This window comes from Arthrobacter humicola, from assembly GCF_039531445.1.
Classification (GTDB): domain Bacteria; phylum Actinomycetota; class Actinomycetes; order Actinomycetales; family Micrococcaceae; genus Arthrobacter; species Arthrobacter humicola.
In genome coordinates this window covers 1-19546 of record NZ_BAAAQB010000010.1, presented here as the reverse complement: position 1 = coordinate 19546, position 19546 = coordinate 1, and the positions used below count along the sequence as shown (strand labels likewise).

18 protein-coding genes are annotated in these 19546 nt (G+C 68.3%); 15 read left to right on the top strand and 3 right to left on the bottom strand.

Annotated elements, in window-relative coordinates; all coding sequences use genetic code 11:
• Positions 1 to 43 precede the first annotated feature (43 nt).
• The 10 genes from argC to ABD243_RS04015 all read left to right on the top strand — a co-directional run bounded on the left by argC (position 44) and on the right by ABD243_RS04015 (position 10251).
• Entirely contained in the window at positions 44 to 1075 is a 1032-nt protein-coding gene (gene argC, locus ABD243_RS04060; RefSeq protein WP_344362382.1) for an N-acetyl-gamma-glutamyl-phosphate reductase, read from the top strand.
• A complete protein-coding gene (argJ, locus tag ABD243_RS04055) occupies positions 1072 to 2238 on the top strand; it encodes a bifunctional glutamate N-acetyltransferase/amino-acid acetyltransferase ArgJ (RefSeq protein ID WP_344362378.1) in 1167 nt (388 codons plus the stop codon). The genes argC and argJ overlap by 4 nt, the downstream gene beginning before the upstream one ends.
• 25 nt (positions 2239 to 2263) lie before the next feature.
• Positions 2264 to 3193: an acetylglutamate kinase gene (gene argB / locus ABD243_RS04050; RefSeq protein WP_344362376.1), complete on the top strand. Its 930-nt coding sequence runs from the start codon at positions 2264 to 2266 to the stop codon at positions 3191 to 3193.
• The gene (locus ABD243_RS04045; RefSeq protein WP_344362373.1) at positions 3190 to 4488 is read left to right on the top strand and encodes an acetylornithine transaminase; all 1299 of its coding nucleotides are present in this window, start codon (positions 3190 to 3192) and stop codon (positions 4486 to 4488) included. The genes argB and ABD243_RS04045 overlap by 4 nt, the downstream gene beginning before the upstream one ends.
• Complete coding sequence (gene argF / locus ABD243_RS04040; RefSeq protein WP_344362371.1) at positions 4485 to 5507, top strand: ornithine carbamoyltransferase; 1023 nt, start codon at positions 4485 to 4487, stop codon at positions 5505 to 5507. Before ABD243_RS04045 ends, argF begins: the two co-directional genes overlap by 4 nt.
• Complete coding sequence (locus tag ABD243_RS04035) at positions 5507 to 6040, top strand: arginine repressor (protein ID WP_091249947.1); 534 nt, start codon at positions 5507 to 5509, stop codon at positions 6038 to 6040. Before argF ends, ABD243_RS04035 begins: the two co-directional genes overlap by 1 nt.
• 143 nt (positions 6041 to 6183) lie before the next feature.
• Complete coding sequence (locus ABD243_RS04030) at positions 6184 to 7389, top strand: argininosuccinate synthase (protein ID WP_091249950.1); 1206 nt, start codon at positions 6184 to 6186, stop codon at positions 7387 to 7389.
• Positions 7390 to 7394: 5 nt separating this feature from the next.
• Complete coding sequence (argH, locus tag ABD243_RS04025; RefSeq protein ID WP_344362366.1) at positions 7395 to 8831, top strand: argininosuccinate lyase; 1437 nt, start codon at positions 7395 to 7397, stop codon at positions 8829 to 8831.
• A 104-nt stretch (positions 8832 to 8935) separates the two neighbouring features.
• Positions 8936 to 9457 (top strand): pyridoxine/pyridoxamine 5'-phosphate oxidase, encoded by a 522-nt coding sequence (locus ABD243_RS04020; RefSeq protein ID WP_344362363.1) that lies wholly within the window; start codon positions 8936 to 8938, stop codon positions 9455 to 9457.
• A gap of 56 nt (positions 9458 to 9513) precedes the next feature.
• Entirely contained in the window at positions 9514 to 10251 is a 738-nt protein-coding gene (locus ABD243_RS04015; protein WP_344362361.1) for a maleylpyruvate isomerase family mycothiol-dependent enzyme, read from the top strand.
• Positions 10252 to 10296: 45 nt separating this feature from the next.
• Here the strand turns inward: ABD243_RS04015 and ABD243_RS04010 are convergent, their stop codons facing one another.
• Positions 10297 to 10815, bottom strand: a complete 519-nt coding sequence (locus ABD243_RS04010; protein ID WP_116767758.1) for a methylated-DNA--[protein]-cysteine S-methyltransferase — start codon at positions 10813 to 10815, stop codon at positions 10297 to 10299.
• 29 nt (positions 10816 to 10844) lie between these two features.
• A complete protein-coding gene (locus ABD243_RS04005) occupies positions 10845 to 12335 on the bottom strand; it encodes an AlkA N-terminal domain-containing protein (protein ID WP_344362359.1) in 1491 nt (496 codons plus the stop codon).
• 100 nt (positions 12336 to 12435) lie between these two features.
• Here ABD243_RS04005 and ABD243_RS04000 point away from each other — a divergent pair, with 100 nt between their 5' ends.
• Both ABD243_RS04000 and ABD243_RS03995 read left to right on the top strand, forming a co-directional pair.
• The gene (locus ABD243_RS04000) at positions 12436 to 13170 is read left to right on the top strand and encodes a DNA-3-methyladenine glycosylase (protein ID WP_344362357.1); all 735 of its coding nucleotides are present in this window, start codon (positions 12436 to 12438) and stop codon (positions 13168 to 13170) included.
• Between the two features lie 51 nt (positions 13171 to 13221).
• Positions 13222 to 13884 carry a hypothetical protein gene (locus tag ABD243_RS03995; protein ID WP_344362355.1) on the top strand — a complete coding sequence of 221 codons (663 nt, stop codon included), beginning with the start codon at positions 13222 to 13224 and terminating at the stop codon, positions 13882 to 13884.
• A 6-nt stretch (positions 13885 to 13890) separates the two neighbouring features.
• Here the strand turns inward: ABD243_RS03995 and ABD243_RS03990 are convergent, their stop codons facing one another.
• A complete protein-coding gene (locus ABD243_RS03990; protein ID WP_344362352.1) occupies positions 13891 to 14508 on the bottom strand; it encodes a GNAT family N-acetyltransferase in 618 nt (205 codons plus the stop codon).
• Positions 14509 to 14644: 136 nt separating this feature from the next.
• Between ABD243_RS03990 and ABD243_RS03985 the strand changes: the two genes are divergently transcribed.
• The 3 genes from ABD243_RS03985 to tyrS all read left to right on the top strand — a co-directional run bounded on the left by ABD243_RS03985 (position 14645) and on the right by tyrS (position 19004).
• Positions 14645 to 15202 carry an adenine phosphoribosyltransferase gene (locus tag ABD243_RS03985; protein WP_344362349.1) on the top strand — a complete coding sequence of 186 codons (558 nt, stop codon included), beginning with the start codon at positions 14645 to 14647 and terminating at the stop codon, positions 15200 to 15202.
• Between the two features lie 150 nt (positions 15203 to 15352).
• Positions 15353 to 17581, top strand: a complete 2229-nt coding sequence (locus ABD243_RS03980) for a HelD family protein (protein ID WP_344362347.1) — start codon at positions 15353 to 15355, stop codon at positions 17579 to 17581.
• A gap of 109 nt (positions 17582 to 17690) precedes the next feature.
• A complete protein-coding gene (gene tyrS / locus ABD243_RS03975) occupies positions 17691 to 19004 on the top strand; it encodes a tyrosine--tRNA ligase (protein ID WP_344362344.1) in 1314 nt (437 codons plus the stop codon).
• Positions 19005 to 19546 lie beyond the last annotated feature (542 nt).

Here is a 19546-nt window from a genome sequence, read left to right as displayed (position 1 = left end):
AAATATCGGCACCTATGCATACTCTTGCTGTATAGTCGTGCTTATGACTATTTCTGTTGCCGTTTCCGGGGCGAGCGGTTATGCCGGCGGCGAGGTCCTGCGGATCCTTGCCGGGCATCCCGACGTCACCATCGGCGCCATCACGGCCCACAGCAACGCCGGTTCCAGACTAGGGGAATTGCAGCCGCATCTCCATGGCCTGGCAGACCGGATCCTTGAAGACACCACGGTGGACAACCTGGCCGGGCACGACGTCGTGTTCCTGGCGCTTCCGCACGGGGCGTCCGCGGAGATCGCGGCCCGGCTTCCGGCCGGAACCGTGGTGATCGACGCCGGCGCGGACCACCGCCTCGAGGACCCGCACGCCTGGGAGAAGTTCTACGGCTCCGCGCACGCCGGCACCTGGCCCTACGGACTCCCTGAGCTGCCCGGCCAGCGCGACGCCCTGCGCGGCGCCACCCGGATCGCCGTCCCGGGCTGCTACCCGACGTCGGCCCTGCTGGCCCTCACGCCCGGCTTCAGCAACCACCTCCTGGAAGGCGACGACGTCGTGATCGTCTCCGCTTCCGGCACGTCCGGGGCCGGCAAGGCCGCCAAGGTGAACCTGATCGGCGCCGAGGTCATGGGCTCCATGAGCCCCTACGGTGTGGGCGGCGGACACCGGCACACCCCGGAGATCGAGCAGGGACTGTCCAAAGCCCTGAACGCCCCGGTCACCGTGTCCTTCACGCCCACGCTCGCTCCGATGAGCCGCGGCATCCTCACGACGGCAACTGCGAAGGTGCGTTCGGGCGTCACGGCCGAGGAGTTGCGCCGCGCCTGGAGCGAGGCCTACGACGACGAACCGTTCGTGCACCTGCTCCCCGAAGGCCAGTGGCCCTCCACCAAATCGGTCCTGGGATCCAACCACACGGCCATGCAGCTTGCGTTCGATGAGCACACCGGCCGCGTGATCGTGTGCTGCGCCATCGACAACCTGACCAAGGGAACCGCCGGCGGGGCCGTGCAGTCCATGAATATTGCCCTCGGCCTGGCGGAAGACGCCGGCCTCAACCTCCAGGGAGTCGCACCGTGAGCATCACCGCACCGCAGGGATTCCGCGCCGCCGGCGTCACCGCCGGCCTCAAGACCTCCGGCAAACCGGACCTGGCCCTCGTGGTCAACGACGGCCCGTCCAAGGCCGCCGCGGCGGTCTTCACGTCCAACCGCGTCGCCGCGGCACCCGTGCACTGGTCCCGCGAAGTGGTCAAGGACGGGCGCGTCGACGCCGTCATCCTCAACTCCGGGGGAGCCAACGCCTGCACCGGGCCCCAGGGCTTCCAGAACACGCACACCACGGCCGAGAAGACCGCCGAGGCGCTGGGTGTCTCGGCCACCGACGTCGTGGTCTGCTCCACCGGACTGATCGGCGAGCAGCTGCCCATGGACAAGATCCTGGCCGGGATCGGTTCCGCCACCGCCGGCCTGGCCGCCGACGGCGGGGCAGCAGCGGCCACCGCAATCATGACCACGGACTCCGTGTCCAAGCAGGTCGTCTTCACCGGCACGGACGCCGAGGGCAACGAGTTCACCATCGGCGGCATGGCCAAGGGCGCCGGCATGCTGGCCCCGGGCCTCGCTACTATGCTGGTGGTCCTCACCACGGACGCCGACGTCCAGCCGGAAATGCTCGACGTCGTCCTCCGCGACGCCACCCGGGTCACCTTCGACCGGGCGGACTCCGACGGCTGCATGTCCACCAACGACACCGTGGTGCTCCTGGCCTCCGGTGCCTCCGGTGCCGTGCCGTCCGCCGTCGCGTTCGGCGCAGGACTGACCGAGGTCTGCGCCGAGCTGGCACGCAAACTGATCGGCGACGCCGAGGGCGCCAGCCACGATATTGCGATCCGGACGTTCAACGCTGCGAGCGAGCGGGACGCCGAGACCGTCAGCCGCGCCGTCGCCCGCTCCAACCTGTTCAAGACCGCGATTTTCGGCAAGGACCCCAACTGGGGCCGCGTGCTGTCCGCCGTCGGCACCACCGACGCGGCGTTCGAGCCGGACCAGCTCAATGTGACCATGAACGGCGTCCAGATCTGCCGCAACGGCAGCATAGGCGACGACCGGAACCTCGTGGACCTGGAGCCGCGCGAGGTCCTCGTCGAGATCGACCTGCAGGCCGGCGAGGCCGAGGCCACGATCCTCACCAACGACCTCACCCACGACTACGTCCACGAGAACAGCGCCTACTCAAGCTAGGCCCTTCCGGGAAGGGACGAACAGCATGAACACCCAGACACGCGAGACCACCTCCATGTCCGAGGCCCGCGACAAAGCAGCCACGCTGATCGAGGCGCTGCCCTGGATCCAGCGCTTTGCCGGCACCACCATGGTGATCAAGTACGGCGGCAACGCCATGGTCAACGACGAGCTCCGCCGCGCCTTCGCGGAAGACGTCGTCTTCCTGCACCACGTCGGCATCCACCCCGTGGTGGTGCACGGCGGCGGCCCGCAGATCAACACCATGCTCAGCCGGCTCGGGATCGAATCCGAGTTCAAGGGCGGCCTGCGCGTCACCACCCCCGAGGCCATGGACGTGGTCCGGATGGTCCTCACCGGCCAGGTGGGACGCGAACTCGTGGGCCTGATCAACTCCCACGGCCCGTACGCCGTCGGCATGTCGGGTGAGGACGGTGGCCTGCTCCGCGCCGTCCGTACCGGCACCGTGGTGGACGGCGAAGAGGTGGACCTGGGCCTGGTGGGCGAGGTCGTCGGGGTCAACCCGGAAGGCATCCTGGACATCGTGGCCGCCGGGCGGATTCCCGTGATCTCCACCGTCGCCCCGGAAATCCACGACGACGGGTCCACCACCGGGCAGGTACTAAACGTCAACGCGGACACGGCGGCGGCCGCGGTCGCGTCGGCGCTGGGTGCATCCAAGCTGGTCATCCTGACCGATGTCGAAGGCCTCTACGCCAACTGGCCGGACCGGTCCTCGCTCATCTCGTCGCTGACGGCTTCGGAGCTCCGCGAGCTGCTGCCGCGCCTTGAGTCCGGCATGATCCCGAAGATGGCGGCCTGCCTGAAAGCAATTGACGACGGCGTCGAGCGCGCCCACATCGTTGACGGCCGGCTGCCGCACTCGATGCTGCTGGAAACCTTTACGACCGCGGGTATCGGCACCCAGGTGGTCCCGGACGAGGAAAGCAAATGAACCAGATCGAAACGGCATCTTCCACGGATCTCGAACACTCTCCGGTAGGGGAGCTGGTCCACTCGCACGCCACTGGCGCGCAGTGGCTCTCCCGCTACTCCTCCTCCCTGATGGGCGTCTTCGGCACCCCGCAACGGGTTCTGGTCCGCGGCGCCGGCTGCCTCGTGTGGGACGCCGACGGCAAGGAGTACCTCGACCTGCTCGGCGGAATCGCGGTGAACGCGCTGGGCCACGCCCACCCGTTCGTCACCTCGGTGATCTCCAGCCAGCTCGCCACCCTGGGCCACGTCTCCAACTTCTTCACGAGCCCCACCCAGATCGCCCTGGCCGAAAAGCTGCTGGAACTGTCCAAGGCGCCGGCCGGCTCGAAGGTGTTCTTCGCCAACTCCGGCACCGAGGCCGTCGAAGCGGCGTTCAAGCTGGCGCGCCGGAACACCGGCGCCAGCCACGCCGCAGCCGCGGAGAGCGCAGCGAAGCCGCGCACCAAAATCATCGCGCTCGAGGGCGCCTTTCACGGCCGCACTATGGGCGCCCTCGCGCTGACCGCCAAGGAGGCATACCGTGCGCCGTTCGCGCCGCTGCCCGGCGGCGTCGTGCACGTTCCGTTCGGTGACATCGAGGCCCTTCGCGCCGCGGTGGACAACACCACCGCCGCGGTCTTCCTGGAACCGATCCAGGGCGAGGCCGGCGTCCGGCCGCTGCCCGCCGGCTACCTCAAGGCTGCCCGCGAGGCCACTACCGCCGCGGGCGCGCTGCTGATCCTCGACGAGGTCCAGACCGGCATCGGCCGGACCGGCAAGTGGCTGGCCAGCGAGGACGCCGGGATCGTGCCCGACGCCGTGACCCTCGCCAAGGGGCTGGGCGGAGGCTTCCCGATCGGCGCCCTCGTGACCTTCGGCCCGGAAAACTCCGCGCTGCTGACCGCCGGCCAGCACGGGACCACGTTCGGCGGCAACCCGGTGGCCACCGCGGCCGCCCTCGCCACCCTGCACGTCCTCGAAAGCCAGGACGTCCTGGCCCACGTCCGGGCCGTGGGGGAGCACCTGCGCGCGGGCCTGGCCGCGATCGACGGCGTGACCGAGGTCCGCGGCGAGGGGCTGCTGATCGGCTTCGACCTCGACGCCGACGTCGCGCCCGGCGTCGTTGCCGCCGGGCTCGACGCCGGGTTCATCGTCAACAGCCCGGGCCCGCGCACCATCCGGCTGGCACCGCCGCTGATCCTGACCACCGATCAGGCCGACCGCTTCCTCGCGGCGCTGCCCGCCCTCCTCCAGACTGCAAAGGACGCCCAGTGACCGCAACTGAAATTTCGACAAGACCCGTCCGCCACTTCCTCAAGGACACGGACCTCAGCCCGGCCGAACAAGCCGAGGTCCTCGAGCTCGCCGCCCGGATGAAAGCCGCGCCGTACAGCGTCCAGCCCTTCGCCGCGGCGGCCAGCGGCCGCAAGACCGTGGCTGTCATCTTCGACAAGACCTCCACCCGGACCCGGGTCTCCTTCGCCACCGGCATCGCGGACATGGGCGGCAACCCGCTCATCATCAACCCGGGCGAGGCACAGATCGGCCACAAGGAATCGGTCGAGGACACCGCCAAGGTGCTCGAACGCATGGTCTCCACCATCGTGTGGCGCACCGGCGCGCACGCCGGCCTCGTCGCCATGGCCGAAAACTCGCGCGTTCCGGTCATCAACGCCCTATGCGATGACTACCACCCGTGCCAGCTGCTCGCCGACCTCCTGACCATCAAGGAACACAAGGGCGAACTCAACGGCCTGACCATGGCGTACCTGGGCGACTCCGCCAACAACATGGCCAACTCCTACCTGCTGGCCGGCGTCACGGCGGGCATGAACGTCCGCATCGCGGGCCCGGACGGGTACCTGCCGTCCCCGGAGATCATCGCCGCCGCCGAGGACCGCGCCGCGGAGACCGGCGGCTCGGTGCTCGTGACGATCGACCCCGCCGAGGCCCTCCTCGGCGCCGACGTCGTCGCCACCGACACGTGGGTGTCCATGGGCCAGGAAGCGGAAAAGGAAGCGCGGATGAAGCTGTTCCGCAACTATTCCGTGGACGCCCAGGCCATGAAGCTCGCGGCGCCGGACGCCGTCGTGCTCCACTGCCTGCCGGCCTACCGGGGCTACGAGATCGCCGCGGACGTCATTGACGGCCCGCAGTCGGTGGTCTGGGACGAGGCCGAAAACCGCCTCCACGCCCAGAAGGCACTCATGGCATGGCTCATGCACCGCTCAGGCCTGGCGGTAGTTGACGGGCTCGCGCCGGTCGATGGGCTGGCGCCGGTGGGCCCGGCCTGATGTCCGTCCAGCCAGCCTCTCCGGGGGCCAGCCCGGCCACCAAAACGGCCCGGCAGGCTCGGATCACGGCGATCCTCACGGGCGAATCGGTCCGGTCGCAGGCCGAGCTCGCGGCGCTGCTCGCGGACGACGGCGTCCAGGTCACCCAGGCCACGCTCTCCCGCGACCTCGTGGAACTCGGCGCGGTCCGGGTCCGCGGCAAGGACGGCGTGCTGGTCTACGCCGTCCCGGGGGAGGGCGGCGAACGGGCCGCCAAAAGCGGTGTCACCCAGGAAATCCTCGACGCCCGGCTGAGCCGGCTGTGCGGGGAACTGCTCGTGACCGCCGAGGCCTCGGCCAACCTCGTGGTGCTCAGGACCCCGCCGGGGGCCGCGAACTTCCTGGCCCTCGCGATCGACCACTCCGTGATGCCCTCGATCCTGGGCACCATCGCGGGGGACGACACCGTCCTCCTCGTCACCCGGGACCCCCTGGGCGGCGCCGACGTCGCAGCCCGCTTCCTGCAGTTCGCCGAGGAAGCCGGCAGCCAATAGCGCCGCGGCAAACGCAGGATTGGGCCTGCGGCGGGCCTGTGACAGGCTTTCAACAGACACGATTTCCGCAGCAGTTTTCCCGACAGTTCTTCCACATTCTTCCCAGACAACTGCATCAACCAAACAACTAAGGAGCATTTCAAGTGACTGAGCGTATTGTTCTGGCCTACTCCGGCGGCCTGGATACTTCCGTAGCCATCGGCTGGATCGGTGAAGCCACCGGCGCCGAGGTCATCGCCGTGGCCGTCGACGTCGGACAGGGCGGCGAATCCCTGGAAACCATCCGCCAGCGCGCGTTGGGCTGCGGCGCCGTCGAGGCCTACGTGGCCGACGCCAGCGACGAGTTCGCCAACGAGTACTGCGTCCCCACGCTGAAGGCCAACGCCCTCTACCAGGGCCACTACCCGCTGGTCTCCGCCATCTCCCGCCCGGTGATCGTCAAGCACCTGGTCAAGGCCGCCCGTGAATTCGGTGCCACCACCGTGGCCCACGGCTGCACCGGCAAGGGCAACGACCAGGTCCGCTTCGAGGTCGGCATCCAGACCCTCGGCCCGGACCTGAAGTGCATCGCCCCGGTCCGCGACCTCGCCCTGACCCGAGACAAGGCCATCGCCTTCGCGGAGGAGAAGGGACTGCCGATCGAGACCACCAAGAAGAACCCGTACTCGATCGACCAGAACGTCTGGGGCCGCGCCGTCGAAACCGGCTACCTTGAGGACATCTGGAACGCCCCCACCAAGGACATCTACGACTACACCGCCACCCCGGAATTCCCGCCGGCGCCGGATGAAGTCACCATCTCCTTCGAGGCCGGCGTGCCGGTCGCGATCGACGGCGTCAAGGTCACCCCGCTGCAGGCCATCAAGGAACTCAACCGCCGGGCCGGTGCCCAGGGCGTCGGCCGGATCGACGTCGTCGAGGACCGCCTGGTGGGCATCAAGTCCCGCGAAATCTACGAGGCCCCCGGCGCCATGGCGCTGATCACCGCACACAAGCACCTCGAGGACATCACGATCGAGCGCGAGCAGGCCCGCTTCAAGGCCACCGTCGGCCAGCGCTGGGCCGAGTTGGTCTACGACGGCCAGTGGTTCTCCCCGCTCAAGCGCTCGCTCGACGCCTTCATCGAAGACACCCAGCGCTACGTCTCCGGCGACATCCGCATGGTCCTGCACGGTGGCCAGGCGATCGTCAACGGACGCCGCTCCGAGACCTCGCTCTACGACTTCGACCTCGCCACCTACGACACCGGCGACACCTTCGACCAGTCGATGGCGCGTGGCTTCATCGAGCTGTGGGGCATGTCCGCCAAGGTTGCTTCCGGCCGCGACATCCGCGTCGCCGGAAAGTAGCCCCTGTGGCTGAGCAGGAAACCACCAAGTCCGAAGCCACCAACACGGGAGCGCTGTGGGGCGGCCGGTTCGCCGGCGGCCCCGCGGACGCCCTCGCAGCGCTGAGCAAGTCCACACACTTTGACTGGCGGCTTGCCCGCTACGACATCGCCGGGTCCAAGGCGCACGCCCGCGTGCTGCACAAGGCCGGGCTGCTGGACGACGCCGAGCTCGAGGGCATGCTGGCCGCCCTGACGCGGCTGGATGAGGACGTCGCCTCGGGGGCCTATACGCCGGCCGAGTCCGATGAGGACGTGCATGGTTCCCTGGAGCGCGGCCTGATCGAGCGCGCCGGGACCCAGCTCGGCGGCAAGCTCCGCGCCGGCCGGTCCCGCAACGACCAGGTGGCCACCCTGGGCCGGATGTTCCTGCGGGACCACGCCCGGATCATCGCGCGCGGCGTGCTCGCCACGATCGATGCTCTCGTGGACCAGGCCAAGGCCCACCGTGGTGTGGCCATGCCCGGCCGCACCCACCTCCAGCATGCCCAGCCGGTGCTGCTCAGCCACCACCTGCTGGCCCACGCCTGGGCGCTGCTGCGCGATGTGCAGCGGCTGGCCGACTGGGACAAGCGCGCCGGGGTTTCGCCCTATGGCTCGGGCGCCCTCGCCGGCTCCTCGCTGGGCCTGGACCCCGAAGCCGTTGCCGCGGAACTGGGCTTCTTCTCCGCCACGCACAACTCGATCGACGGCACCGCCTCCCGCGATGTCTTCGCTGAGTTCGCCTGGATCACGGCCATGATCGGGGTGGACTTGTCCCGGGTCTCGGAGGAAGTGATCCTGTGGGCCACGAAGGAGTTCTCCTTCGTCACCCTGCATGATTCCTATTCCACCGGCTCCTCGATCATGCCGCAGAAGAAGAACCCGGACGTCGCCGAGCTCGCGCGCGGTAAGGCCGGCCGGCTGATCGGCAACCTGACGGGCCTGCTGGCGACGCTCAAGGGCCTGCCGCTCGCGTACAACCGCGACCTGCAGGAAGACAAGGAGCCGGTCTTCGACGCCGCCGACACCCTGGAAGTGCTGCTTCCGGCCGTCTCCGGCATGATCGCGACCCTGAAGTTCAACACCGAACGGATGGAAGCGCTGGCCCCCCAGGGCTTCGCGCTGGCCACGGACATTGCCGAATGGCTGGTTCGGCAGGGTGTTCCGTTCCGCGAGGCGCACGAGCTCTCCGGTGCCGCGGTGAAGCAAGCCGAAAGCCGCGGCGTCGAGCTCTGGGACCTGACGGACGAGGAATACGCCGCCATCTCGGAGCACCTGACGCCGGAGGTCCGTACGGTCCTGTCCACGGAGGGTTCGCTCAACAGCCGCAACTCCCAGGGCGGCACGGCACCGGCCGCCGTCGAGCGCCAGCTGCTGGCCCTTGAAGACGAGCTGGCCGGCGTGCGGGAGTACGCGGGGTAGCAACTCTCGCCACCCGGGCGTCTACCACCGAGTTGGCATTTCGCGGCAATGTTTTTCGAAAACACTGCCGTGAAGTGCCAACTCGCGGCGCTTAAGGTGGGTGCATGAGCGAATCCTTCCGCCAGTACCTGCGTGCCCTGCCCGATTTCCCCGATGTCCTCCCGGAGTTTGATCCGGCCGCCGCCCCCGCAGATCCCGCCGAACTCTTCCGGCAGTGGCTCGCCGAAGCCCTCGAGGCCGGGGTGCCGCAACCCAACGCCTGCAGCCTGGCCACGGCCGACGCCGACGGCCGGCCGTCCTCGCGCATGCTGATCCTGAAGGACATCGACGCCGACGGCTGGCACTTCGCCACGTCCCGGGAGTCCCGGAAGGGACACGAACTCACGGCCAACCCGCACGCGGCGCTGAACTTCTTCTGGCAGCCGCAGGGGCGCCAGGTGCGGGTGGCAGGGGACGTCGTGGCGCTGTCCGCCGCGGCCTCGGCCGCGGACTGGCACGCCCGGCCCGGGGCGGACGGCACTGAGAACCCCAACTGGCAGCTCTACGCGGTGCGTCCGCGGGAGATCGAATTCTGGCAGGCACGGCACGACCGCCGGCACATCCGGCACCGCTACCCGACCCGCTGACCTGACCCGGCTCAGTTAATCGCTGCTAATCCGGTGGCTCCGTTAGGATGGGCGCCATGACCGCAATCACACCAGAAAAGCTTCGGGAAGAACTGCACCGGGCCGCCGACACCGTGACGGGTATTGCCGCTTCGCTCTCGGAACAGGACATCAAGGCGCCGTCCGAGCTGCCGGGCTGGACCCGCGGGCACGTGCTGGCGCACATCTGCGGCATCGCCAACGCGATGGCCCGCCAGCTCGAACATGCCGCCCGCGGCGAAGAAATCGAGCTCTATGACGGCGGTTTCGAGGGGCGCACCCGTGCCATCGAAATGGCGGCCGGCCACAGCCTCGCGGAGCACCGTGCCGACCTCGCCTCGTCGCTGGAACGGGCTCTGCGCGCCTTCGATTCCCTCGACGCGGCCGGCTGGCGTGCGCCCATTGCCTACCGCGGGGGAGTGGCCCTTGACGGCGGACTGGCGCTGTGGCGAGAACTCGTCATCCATGCCACGGACCTCGGCACCGGGCGCGGACCGGAAACCTGGAGCCGGCCCTTCTGCGAGCACCTCTTCGACTTCCTCTCCGCCAGGGTCCCGGACGGCCAGCGTTTCGTGCTGCAGCCGCTCGGGTTGCCCGACCGGGCCATTGGCAGCGGGGGGAAATCCACCGTCATCAGCGGCATGCTGACCGATATCGCCGCCTGGCTGGCCGGCCGCACCCCGAGCCTCGGGAGCCTGCGCGCCACGGCAGCGGCCGACGGCGTGGACCTTCCGGAGCTGCTGCCTTGGCCCGCGGGCGTGCCCGTCAACAACTGAGCGGGGCCTGCCTTTCGCCAGGCGGCGCTCCCGGGGCCTGCAGCCCTACGGCCGCGACGCCGTCAGGGCCAGTTCGCGTTCCCGGTCCAGTAGGCTGCCCTTGACGGCCAGCCCCCAGCGGAAGCCACCCAGGGTCCCGTCGGTCCGGATGACCCGGTGGCAGGGAACAAACAGGGCCGCCGCATTGAAGGCGCAGGCACTGGCCGCTGCGCGGACGGCCTTGGCGTTGCCGGAAAGCTCCGCATACTCCGTGTAGGTCACAGGGCGTCCCGGTGCGACGGTGCGGAGCACGTCCCAGGCGTGGCTGCGGAAGGGACCGGATTTCTGCAGCACCGGCACGCCCATGGCCGGTTCCGGATCGCCGGAGTAGAACGCCTCCACCGCCTCGGAGATGGCGCCGAGGCCGGTAACGGTCTCGAATTCGGCCGGCAGCAGGTCCGCGTGGATCTGACCGGTCAGCTCGCCGGGAACGGCGGTCCAGCCGGATGACAGCACGGCGCCGTCGCGGGCAATGATGGTGAAAGGACCGTCCGGGGTGGACATGGTCAACAACTGGGCTTTCATGGTTTCGCTTTCTTCGGAGTCTGCGGCGGTCACTGCGACCGGGTAGGAGATGCTGTGCGCGCCGCGGCCTGGGCAGCAGCTGCCGCGCGCCAAAGGTGCATCGTGGCGTAGGAGCGCCACGGACTCACCTCACGGAAATCGGGGGAAGGAGTGGTGCCGTCTGTGGCCTGAGTGAGCGACCGGATGCCATTGCGGACCGCGGCGTCGTTGGCCAGGAACACGTCCGGGGCCCCGATGACCCGCATCGCGACGTATCCCACCGTCCACGGCCCGACGCCGGCAAGCGGCAAGAGCTTGTCCTCAAGTCCGCGCACGTCATCGCCGTAGCCGAAGTCCAGGTCCCCGGAGGCCATTGCCGCGGCCGCTGCCCGGACCGAGTCGATGCGGCGTTGCGGCCCGCGGAGCAGTTCGAAGCCTGTTTCCGCGATCTGGGCGGCCGTGGGGAAGAGCCGGTGGAGACCGTCGGCGGGCACCAGGCTCTCGCTTCCGGCCGCGGAGAGCTGGACCAGGGCGGTCCGCGCGGCAGCCACGGTGATCTGTTGGCCGATCATGGCCCGGATCAGGAGTTCCTGCGGGTCTACGGCGCCGGGCATCCGCATGCCCGGCGTGCGTGCCACGGCGGCGGCGAGGCGGGGATCGGCCGCGAGGGCGGCGTCGATGGCGACGGGATCGGCGTCGAGGTCCAGCAGACGCCGGACCCGGCTCAGCAGGGAGGCCAGGTCCCGGAGGTCGACGGCGCCGATGGTCAGTACCAGCGGACGGCCGGGCGCGCCGGCGTCGTACTCCACCCGGAACCGGGCATCGCCGTGGGCCAGCCGCAGGGTCCGGGCATAGGAGCCGGAGCTGCCTTCCTCGATCCCGGGGATGGCGCGGACGGCGAGGAAGTTGAACACGCCGGGATTGAACGGTTCCCGGTACGGAAGGTTGAGCGTGAGCGCCGTGGTAGCAGCGGGGGCACGGTGATGCCGGGCCGTGGCACGGAGGGCGGAGGGCGTCATGGCAAAGACTTCGCCGATGGTCTCGTTGAACTGGCGCACGCTGCTGAATCCGGCGGCGAAGGCGATGTCCGAGACCTTCATTCCGGTGGAGACCAGCAGGGTGCGCGCGGTCTGGGCGCGGCTGGCCCGCGCGAGGGACAGCGGGCCGGCGCCGAGTTCATGGCTCAGTATCCGGTTGAGCTGGCGCGAGGAATAGCCCAGCCGGGCCGCCAGCCCCTCGACGCCGTCGCGGTTGATCACGCCGTCGTTGATGAGCCGCATGGCGCGGCCGGCGATGTCCGAGCGCACGTTCCAGGCCGGCGTGCCGGGCACGGCCTCGGGCAGGCAGCGCTTGCAGGCCCGGTAGCCGGCCTCGTGCGCGGCGGCCGAGGTTTCATAGAACGTGACGTTGTCCGCTTTGGGGGTCCGGGCCGGGCATGAGGGCCGGCAGTAGATCCCGGTGGTCCGGACAGCGGTATAGAACTGCCCGTCGAATCGGGTGTCCCGGGCGTCGATTGCCCGGTAGCGCTGCCAGAAGTCCATGACCCCATCCTGCCAGCTCCGCCGACCACCTGCTAGCGGAATTCGGACACGGCCGTGGCGGGTGGTTCAGTGTCCGGCGGGCGTTTGTTAAAGTCGGAGCATGACGTCCAGCCCGCTTCCCGCCAGGTCCGGTGCCGTGTCCGGGGCGGGAACAGTGCCGGGTGCGGTATCCGGCGCATCGCCCGTTGCGGCCGGGTTGCTCCGGGAACTGCTCTCGGCGGACGCCCGGCACGTGGCGCCGCTGATTCTGGGAGCCGTCTTGACGCATGACGGGCGCGACGGTTCCGTCTCGGTACGGATCACCGAAGTGGAGGCCTACCTTGGCCCGCATGATTCACTGCACCCTGACCCGGGCTCCCACACCTTCCGCGGCGAAACGGCGCGCAACGCGCCGATGTTCGGGCCGGCCGGCCACCTCTACGTGTATTTCACGTACGGGATGCACCATTGCGCCAACATCGTCTGCGGACCCGCCGGCACGGCGTCGGCCTTGCTGCTGCGGGCCGGCGAAGTTGTCGCCGGACACGAGCTGGCCCGGAGCAGGCGCCCGACGTCGAAATCCGACAACGACCTCGCAAGCGGGCCCGCCCGGCTTGCCACCGCGCTGGGGCTGACGACGGCGGACAGCGGGCGGGACGCCCTCGTTGCACCCTTCCGGCTGGAGCTGCCCGCGACGCCGCCGGGCGCGGCCGCTGCGGACATCAGCTCGGGTCCGCGCGTCGGCGTCTCCGGCGCCGGCGGCAGCCATGACTACCCGTGGCGGTTCTGGCTCAGCGGCGACCCCACCGTGTCCCGCTACAAGGCCGCCAAAGCGCCAAACGCCAGGAACGCGTAGCCGGAGGGACCCCTGATGCCGGGCACCCGCGGTGGGGCATGATGAAGCATTATGGGCGAGGGAAAACGCGGAAAGCCAAGCAGCGAGCTCGAACGCCTGCAGATCTTTGCGCAGCTGGCCACCGAGTACTTCCGCATGGTTGAGCTGTTCTCCGCAGATGGCGGCCCGGTCCCGAGGGAGCCGGCGGAGCCAGCGGAACCCGTCGATTCCGTCGACGCTGCAGCGGCGGAGCGCACGCACTGGATCGAGCTCTTCCGTGCGGTCTTGCTGCGCAAATTCATCGTTCCGGATGAACACGTGTCGCTCAAACTCGTGGTGCGGGCCCTGCGTTTGTGCAATTACGCGGCGGACGCCCGGATAAGCGAGGGCGCAGACCAGGCGGCCACCTTGTTCACCGATGGGATGATCCGGGGCCGCCAGAAGTTGATGTCCGGACTCGCTCCGGATGATCAGGATGATGCCCATGACCTCTTCGAGGACGTGCTCTACGGGCGGCTCCTGCATGGCGACGCAGACAGGTTCCGCCGGTCCGGCTGGGCGGAGGACTACGCCAGGCTGAGCACTGTGGCGGCCGGACGGTTCCATGCCGAGCACGCGCTCAGAAAGGCGCTCGACGTCGTCTCCTTTGGGCTCGCCCAGGACCTCCTGCGCCCACCGGACCCGGGCGGCGACGCCGGGGGCGCCTCCTGTGCAGATGCAGGGCCTGGGGCGTAGGGAGTTCTACGGGCCCGCGAAGGCGCGGAGTGCGCCGTCGGCTCCGACAGCGAACGGGGCAAGCCGGCGCCGGAGGTCTTCGCGCACCTGCGGCCACTCCTGCGAGAGGATCGAGAACACGGCGGTGTCCGAGCGGCCCCCGCCGGGCGCTACGCGGTGGCCGCGCAGGATCCCCTCGAAGCGGGCGCCGAGCCGCTCGATCGCCGTCGCGCTGCGGGTGTTGCGGGCATCGCAGCGGAACGCCACCCGGTGGACTTCCAGTACCTCAAAGGCGTGGGCGAGGAGCATGTGCTTGCTCGCGGGATTGATGTGGCTGCCCCAGAACTGACGCCCGAAGAACGTTCCCCCGATTTCCAGGCGCTGTTGGGCGGGGACGTAGTCACACAGGGACGTCGTGCCAAGGAGGGCGCCGGTCCGCCCGTCCGTCACAGCGAACGGGATGGTTGCAGGATCGTCCAGCCGGGACTGGAACAGCGCCGCCAGCTCGCCGCTGGTCCCGGGCATCGGCGCCGCCATGCCCGCCCACATGCCGGAATCCACAAAATCAAAGAGACCTTCCGCATGCTCCGGGGCCAGCGGAACCACGTGGACGCCATGGCCGGAGAGGACGATTTCGTGTCGCATTGGAGCATTCAATCACCGCGGGAGTGGACGCAACGGTGGAATCCGGCACCCCTGAGGTGAACATTCGGTGACCGCCAGGTTGCCCGGCACGGGGCAGGCCCGGCGGCGCGTGGCTACCAGCCAGTAAGGTGGATGGGTGAATCCAAGCGAGCCGAACCAGATCAAGCCAGCAAAGCCCGCGGGCGAGCTGATCAACAGCCTCTGCGCCACCATCCCGGACTACCCCCAACCCGGAATCAGCTTCAAGGACCTGACCCCGGTGTTCGCCGACGGGGCGGCACTGAAGGCGGTAGTCGACGCCCTCGTTGAGTCGTTCAAGGGCCAGTTCGACGCCGTCGCCGGGGTGGAAGCCCGCGGCTTCCTTCTTGCCGCCGCTGCCGCGTATGCCACCGGCACCGGCGTCATCACCGTCCGGAAGGCGGGCAAGCTGCCGCGCGAGGTCGTCTCCGAGGACTACGCCCTGGAATACGGCACCGCCACCCTCGAGCTGCATAGGACCGATCTGGCGCCCGGGAGCCGCGTGCTGATCCTCGACGACGTCCTCGCCACCGGCGGTACGCTCGGCGCCGCGGCACGGCTGTTTGAGCGCTGCGGCATCCACGTGGCCGGCGTCGGCGTGGTCATGGAACTGGACGATCTTGGCGGTCGCGCGGCCCTGACCGGCCACAACGTCCGATCCTTGTTACGGCTCTAACGGGAGGTCCGGGGCTGGACCATTCGGGACGTGTCGGTAGAATTCCCTGACGAAGACTGCCTTGGCATTGTTCGACAGACCGGCGAAAGCTGAGTCTGCCGAAATGGCTGTAGAATGGTGGGTCTGTCTTTTTCGATAGGGGAACGTTCGATGCACGACGCTGATTTGGCCCATGAACGCGACTATGTGGCCGGACTTTACGCCCGGCTCGATGAGTTGCGGGCAGAGAAGCGCACCCAGCTGGCCCAGGTGCGCCGTGCCGGTGCCGTGGGCACCATGCAAAACGTCTCCGAACGCGATGCCTTCGCGGCCCTGTACGAGGACCGCCTCGCCCAGCTCGACGCCGTCGATGACCGCCTCGTCTTCGGCCGCCTGGACCTGGACTCCGGGGAGGCCCAGTACATCGGCCGCATCGGGCTGACCACCGAGGACCTGCAGCGGCTCATGGTGGACTGGCGGGCGCCCGAGGCCGGCCATTTCTACCAGGCCACGGCTTTTGACCGGCAGGGCGTTCGTCGCCGCCGTCACTTGATCCTGCAGGGCCGCGAGGTCAAGGCGATCGAGGATGACGTGCTCGACGCCGACATGCTCGCCGACAACGACTCCCTCCAGGGCGAAGGCGCCCTGCTGGCTGCCCTGAATTCCAAGCGGACCGGCCGGATGTCGGACATCGTCGGCACCATCCAGTCCGAGCAGGACCGGATCATCCGTTCCTCCATCTCCGGCGCGCTCGTGGTCCAGGGCGGACCGGGCACTGGCAAGACCGCCGTCGCACTGCACCGCGCGGCCTACCTGCTCTACACGCACCGGGACCGGCTAAAGAGCGCCGGCGTCCTGCTGGTGGGGCCGACGTCGTCCTTCATGAAGTACATCGAACGTGTGCTGCCCTCGCTGGGTGAGACCGGCGTCGTGATGGCGAGCCTTGGCCGGCTTATGCCGGGCATCACCGCCGTCGCCGAGCCGGACTCTGCCGTGGCTGCCATCAAGGGCCGGCTGGACATGGCCGACGTGGTGGCCAACGCCGTCGCCAACCGGCAGCGCCTCCCGGCCGGAAACCGCGTCCTGGAGGTCGACGGGCGCAAGCTGATCCTGACGCCGCGGCAGGTCCGCCGCGCCAAGGAGAGGGCACGGGCCACGGGCAAGCCGCACAACGAGGCCCGCGTCTCCTTCGTCAAGATTCTGCTCCGCGAACTGACCGAACAGATGACGGAGCTGGTGGAAGCCGGCAACATCGGCAACAACGCCGACCGTTCCTACCTGGCGGAGGATGTCCGGTCCGCCCGGGATGTCCGGATCGCGCTGAACCTGTGCTGGATGCCCATGACCCCGGAGAAGCTCGTGGGCGAGTTGCTGAGCAAGCCGGCCATTCTCGAGGCATGCACCCCGAACCTCACCCCGGAGGAACGCGCCCTGCTGCTCCGCCCGGCCGGTTCGCCGTGGACGGAGTCCGACGTCCCGTTGCTCGACGAGGCCGCCGAATTGCTCGGCGAGCTTGATGCCGCCGCCGGCCGGGGACTGGCTCAGCAGGAACAGGACCGCGCCCGCGATCTCGCCAACGCCAAGCAGACTCTGGTCAACATGGAAACCGCCGGGGTGGATGTCCTCGTCACCGCCGAAGACCTCGTGGACCAGAACCAGGAGCGCGAGACGCGGCTGACCGCTGCCGAGCGTGCCACCACGGACCGCAGCTGGGCGTTCGGGCACATTGTGGTGGACGAGGCGCAGGAGTTGTCGCCCATGCAGTGGCGGCTGCTCGTCCGCCGTTGCCCGCTGAAGTCGTTCACGATCGTCGGCGACATCGCCCAGACGAGTTCAGTCGCCGGCGCCAACTCTTGGCACAGCGCGCTGGCCCCCATGTTCGGCGACCGCTGGCAGCTCGAGGAACTTACCGTCAACTACCGCACGCCGTCGCAGATCGCCGAGGCGGCCGCCCGGATGGCCAATGCGGCCGGCCTGGTGGTTTCCGCGCCGAAGGCAGTCAGGGAAGGACGCTGGGCGCCGGTGATCGACCGCGTGGACCAGAGCCAGATTGTCAGGAAGCTCGTCGAGGTACTGCCGGAGGAACTGGACGCGATCGAAGGTGGCCTGCTGGCGGTCATTGCCGACGGCGAGCTTCTCCCGGAAGCCAGCGCTGCACTCCGGGCCGTGTACGGGCACCGCGTGGGGACCGGTGCGGGAAGCTACGCGCAGGACATCGTGGTTATCAGCCCCCGCGAGGCAAAGGGACTGGAGTTCGACGGCGTCGTGGTCCTTGAACCGACGGACATGCTCAACCATGAGCACGGCCGGGTGGGCGACCTCTATGTGGCCATGACCAGGCCCACGCAACGCCTGAGGCTCATCGCCGCCTCCGGCGTCCCCGCCGGCATCGAGGAGTAGGCCCGTTCCGGCCGCCGCGTTGTACGGCTGCCGGACGGCGGCGGGGAGACAGCGGTCGGCAGGGCGTCACCTGCGATGCGGATGTGCTGATCCTGCTACCTTAGATTCCGTGTCCCAGCTAAATAATCTCGATGCCCAGCAGAACGACCCCAGCTTCGCCAATATCTGGCAGGAGCTGAAATGGCGCGGCCTTGTCCACGTCTCCACGGATGAGGCGGAGCTCGAGAAGCTCCTCGCCGGCGAGCCTGTGACGTATTACTGCGGCTTCGATCCGACCGCGCCGAGCCTGCACCTGGGCAACCTCGTCCAGCTGCTGCTCATGCGCCGGATCCAGCTGGCCGGCCACAAGCCGCTCGGCCTGGTCGGCGGCTCCACGGGGCTGATCGGGGATCCGCGTCCGACGGCGGAACGCACCCTTAACACCAAGGACACCGTCTCGGAGTGGGTGGGCTACCTGCAGGCGCAGGTCCGCCGCTTCCTGAGCTTCGAGGGCGACAACGCCGCCCGGATGGTCAACAACCTGGATTGGACGGCGCCGCTGAGCGCCATCGACTTCCTGCGCGACATCGGCAAGCACTTCCGGGTCGGGACCATGCTCCGCAAGGATGCCGTCGCGTCCCGCCTTGGCTCGGATGAAGGCATCAGCTACACCGAATTCAGCTACCAGATCCTGCAGGGCATGGACTACCTCCAGTTGTTCCGCGACTACGGCTGCGCCTTGCAGACCGGCGGCTCGGACCAGTGGGGCAACCTCACCAGCGGCACCGAACTCATCCGGAAGGTTGAGGGCAAGCACGTCCATGCCCTGGGAACGCCGCTCATCACCAACTCTGACGGCACCAAGTTCGGCAAGAGCGAGGGCAACGCGATCTGGCTGGATCCGGCGATGTGCAGCCCGTACGCCTTCTACCAGTTCTGGCTCAACACGGCAGATGCCGACGTCGCGGCCCGCCTCAAGGTCTTCACGTTCCTGACCCGTGCGGAGATCGAGGCACTGGAGCTGGCAGTCGCCGAACGGCCGTTCGCTCGCGAGGGCCAGCGGAAACTGGCATACGAGGTGACCTCTCTTGTCCACGGTGTTGACGCCACGGAAAAGGTCATTGCGGCGTCGGCGGCGGTGTTCGGCAACGGCGATCTGACCGTGCTGGATGAAGCGACCCTGAAGGCTGCCACCTCCGAGCTGCCGTCCGCCACCGTGGACGCCGGCGGTCTGGGCATCATCGAACTGCTCGTGGCCTCCGGCCTGTCCGAGAGCAAGTCCGCCGCCCGCCGCACCGTGGGGGAGGGCGGGGCCTACGTGAACAACGCGAAGGTCTCCGACCCCGACGCCGTTATCGCGGCCAGCCAGTTGCTGCACGGGCGCTACCTGCTCCTGCGTCGGGGCAAGAAGAACCTGGCAACGGTGGAGGTCGCGGCGCCCTGATCCGCTGCTGGTCCGTACTGAGAACGCACGCTGCACGCTCCTTCCTGGCTGATTTGCACGGCCGGGGAGGAGCGTGTATTGTTTTCTGAGTCGCCGCCGCTGAGCGGAGACAAACCCCCACAAATGAGAAGCAATTCTTCATGCGCTAGGCGCGGATAATGAAAATTGCTTCAATTCTGCTGGGCGGATTCGCTCCACAGAGTGAAATTCGGATGAAAATCGCGAATTTGCAAAGTGGAAATGAATGAAATAAGCTGTAAACATCGCAGCGAAGAAAAGCGAAATAAAAGAATTCATTGAAATGAATTGTTTCGACGAGTATTCGAATGTGTCTGTTGTTTGAGAACTCAATAGTGTGCCAAGTTTGTTGATACCAATTTATTGTATTGAATTGGTTGAATGTGCCGGGCCCGCCACCCCGTGGTGTGGTCTGGTGTTTTTGGCTGGTTTCAAATTTTGTGCAGCGTGTGCATCCCGTTTTCCCGGGGGCGCATGTTGTGTCTGTTTTTCTTCAACGGAGAGTTTGATCCTGGCTCAGGATG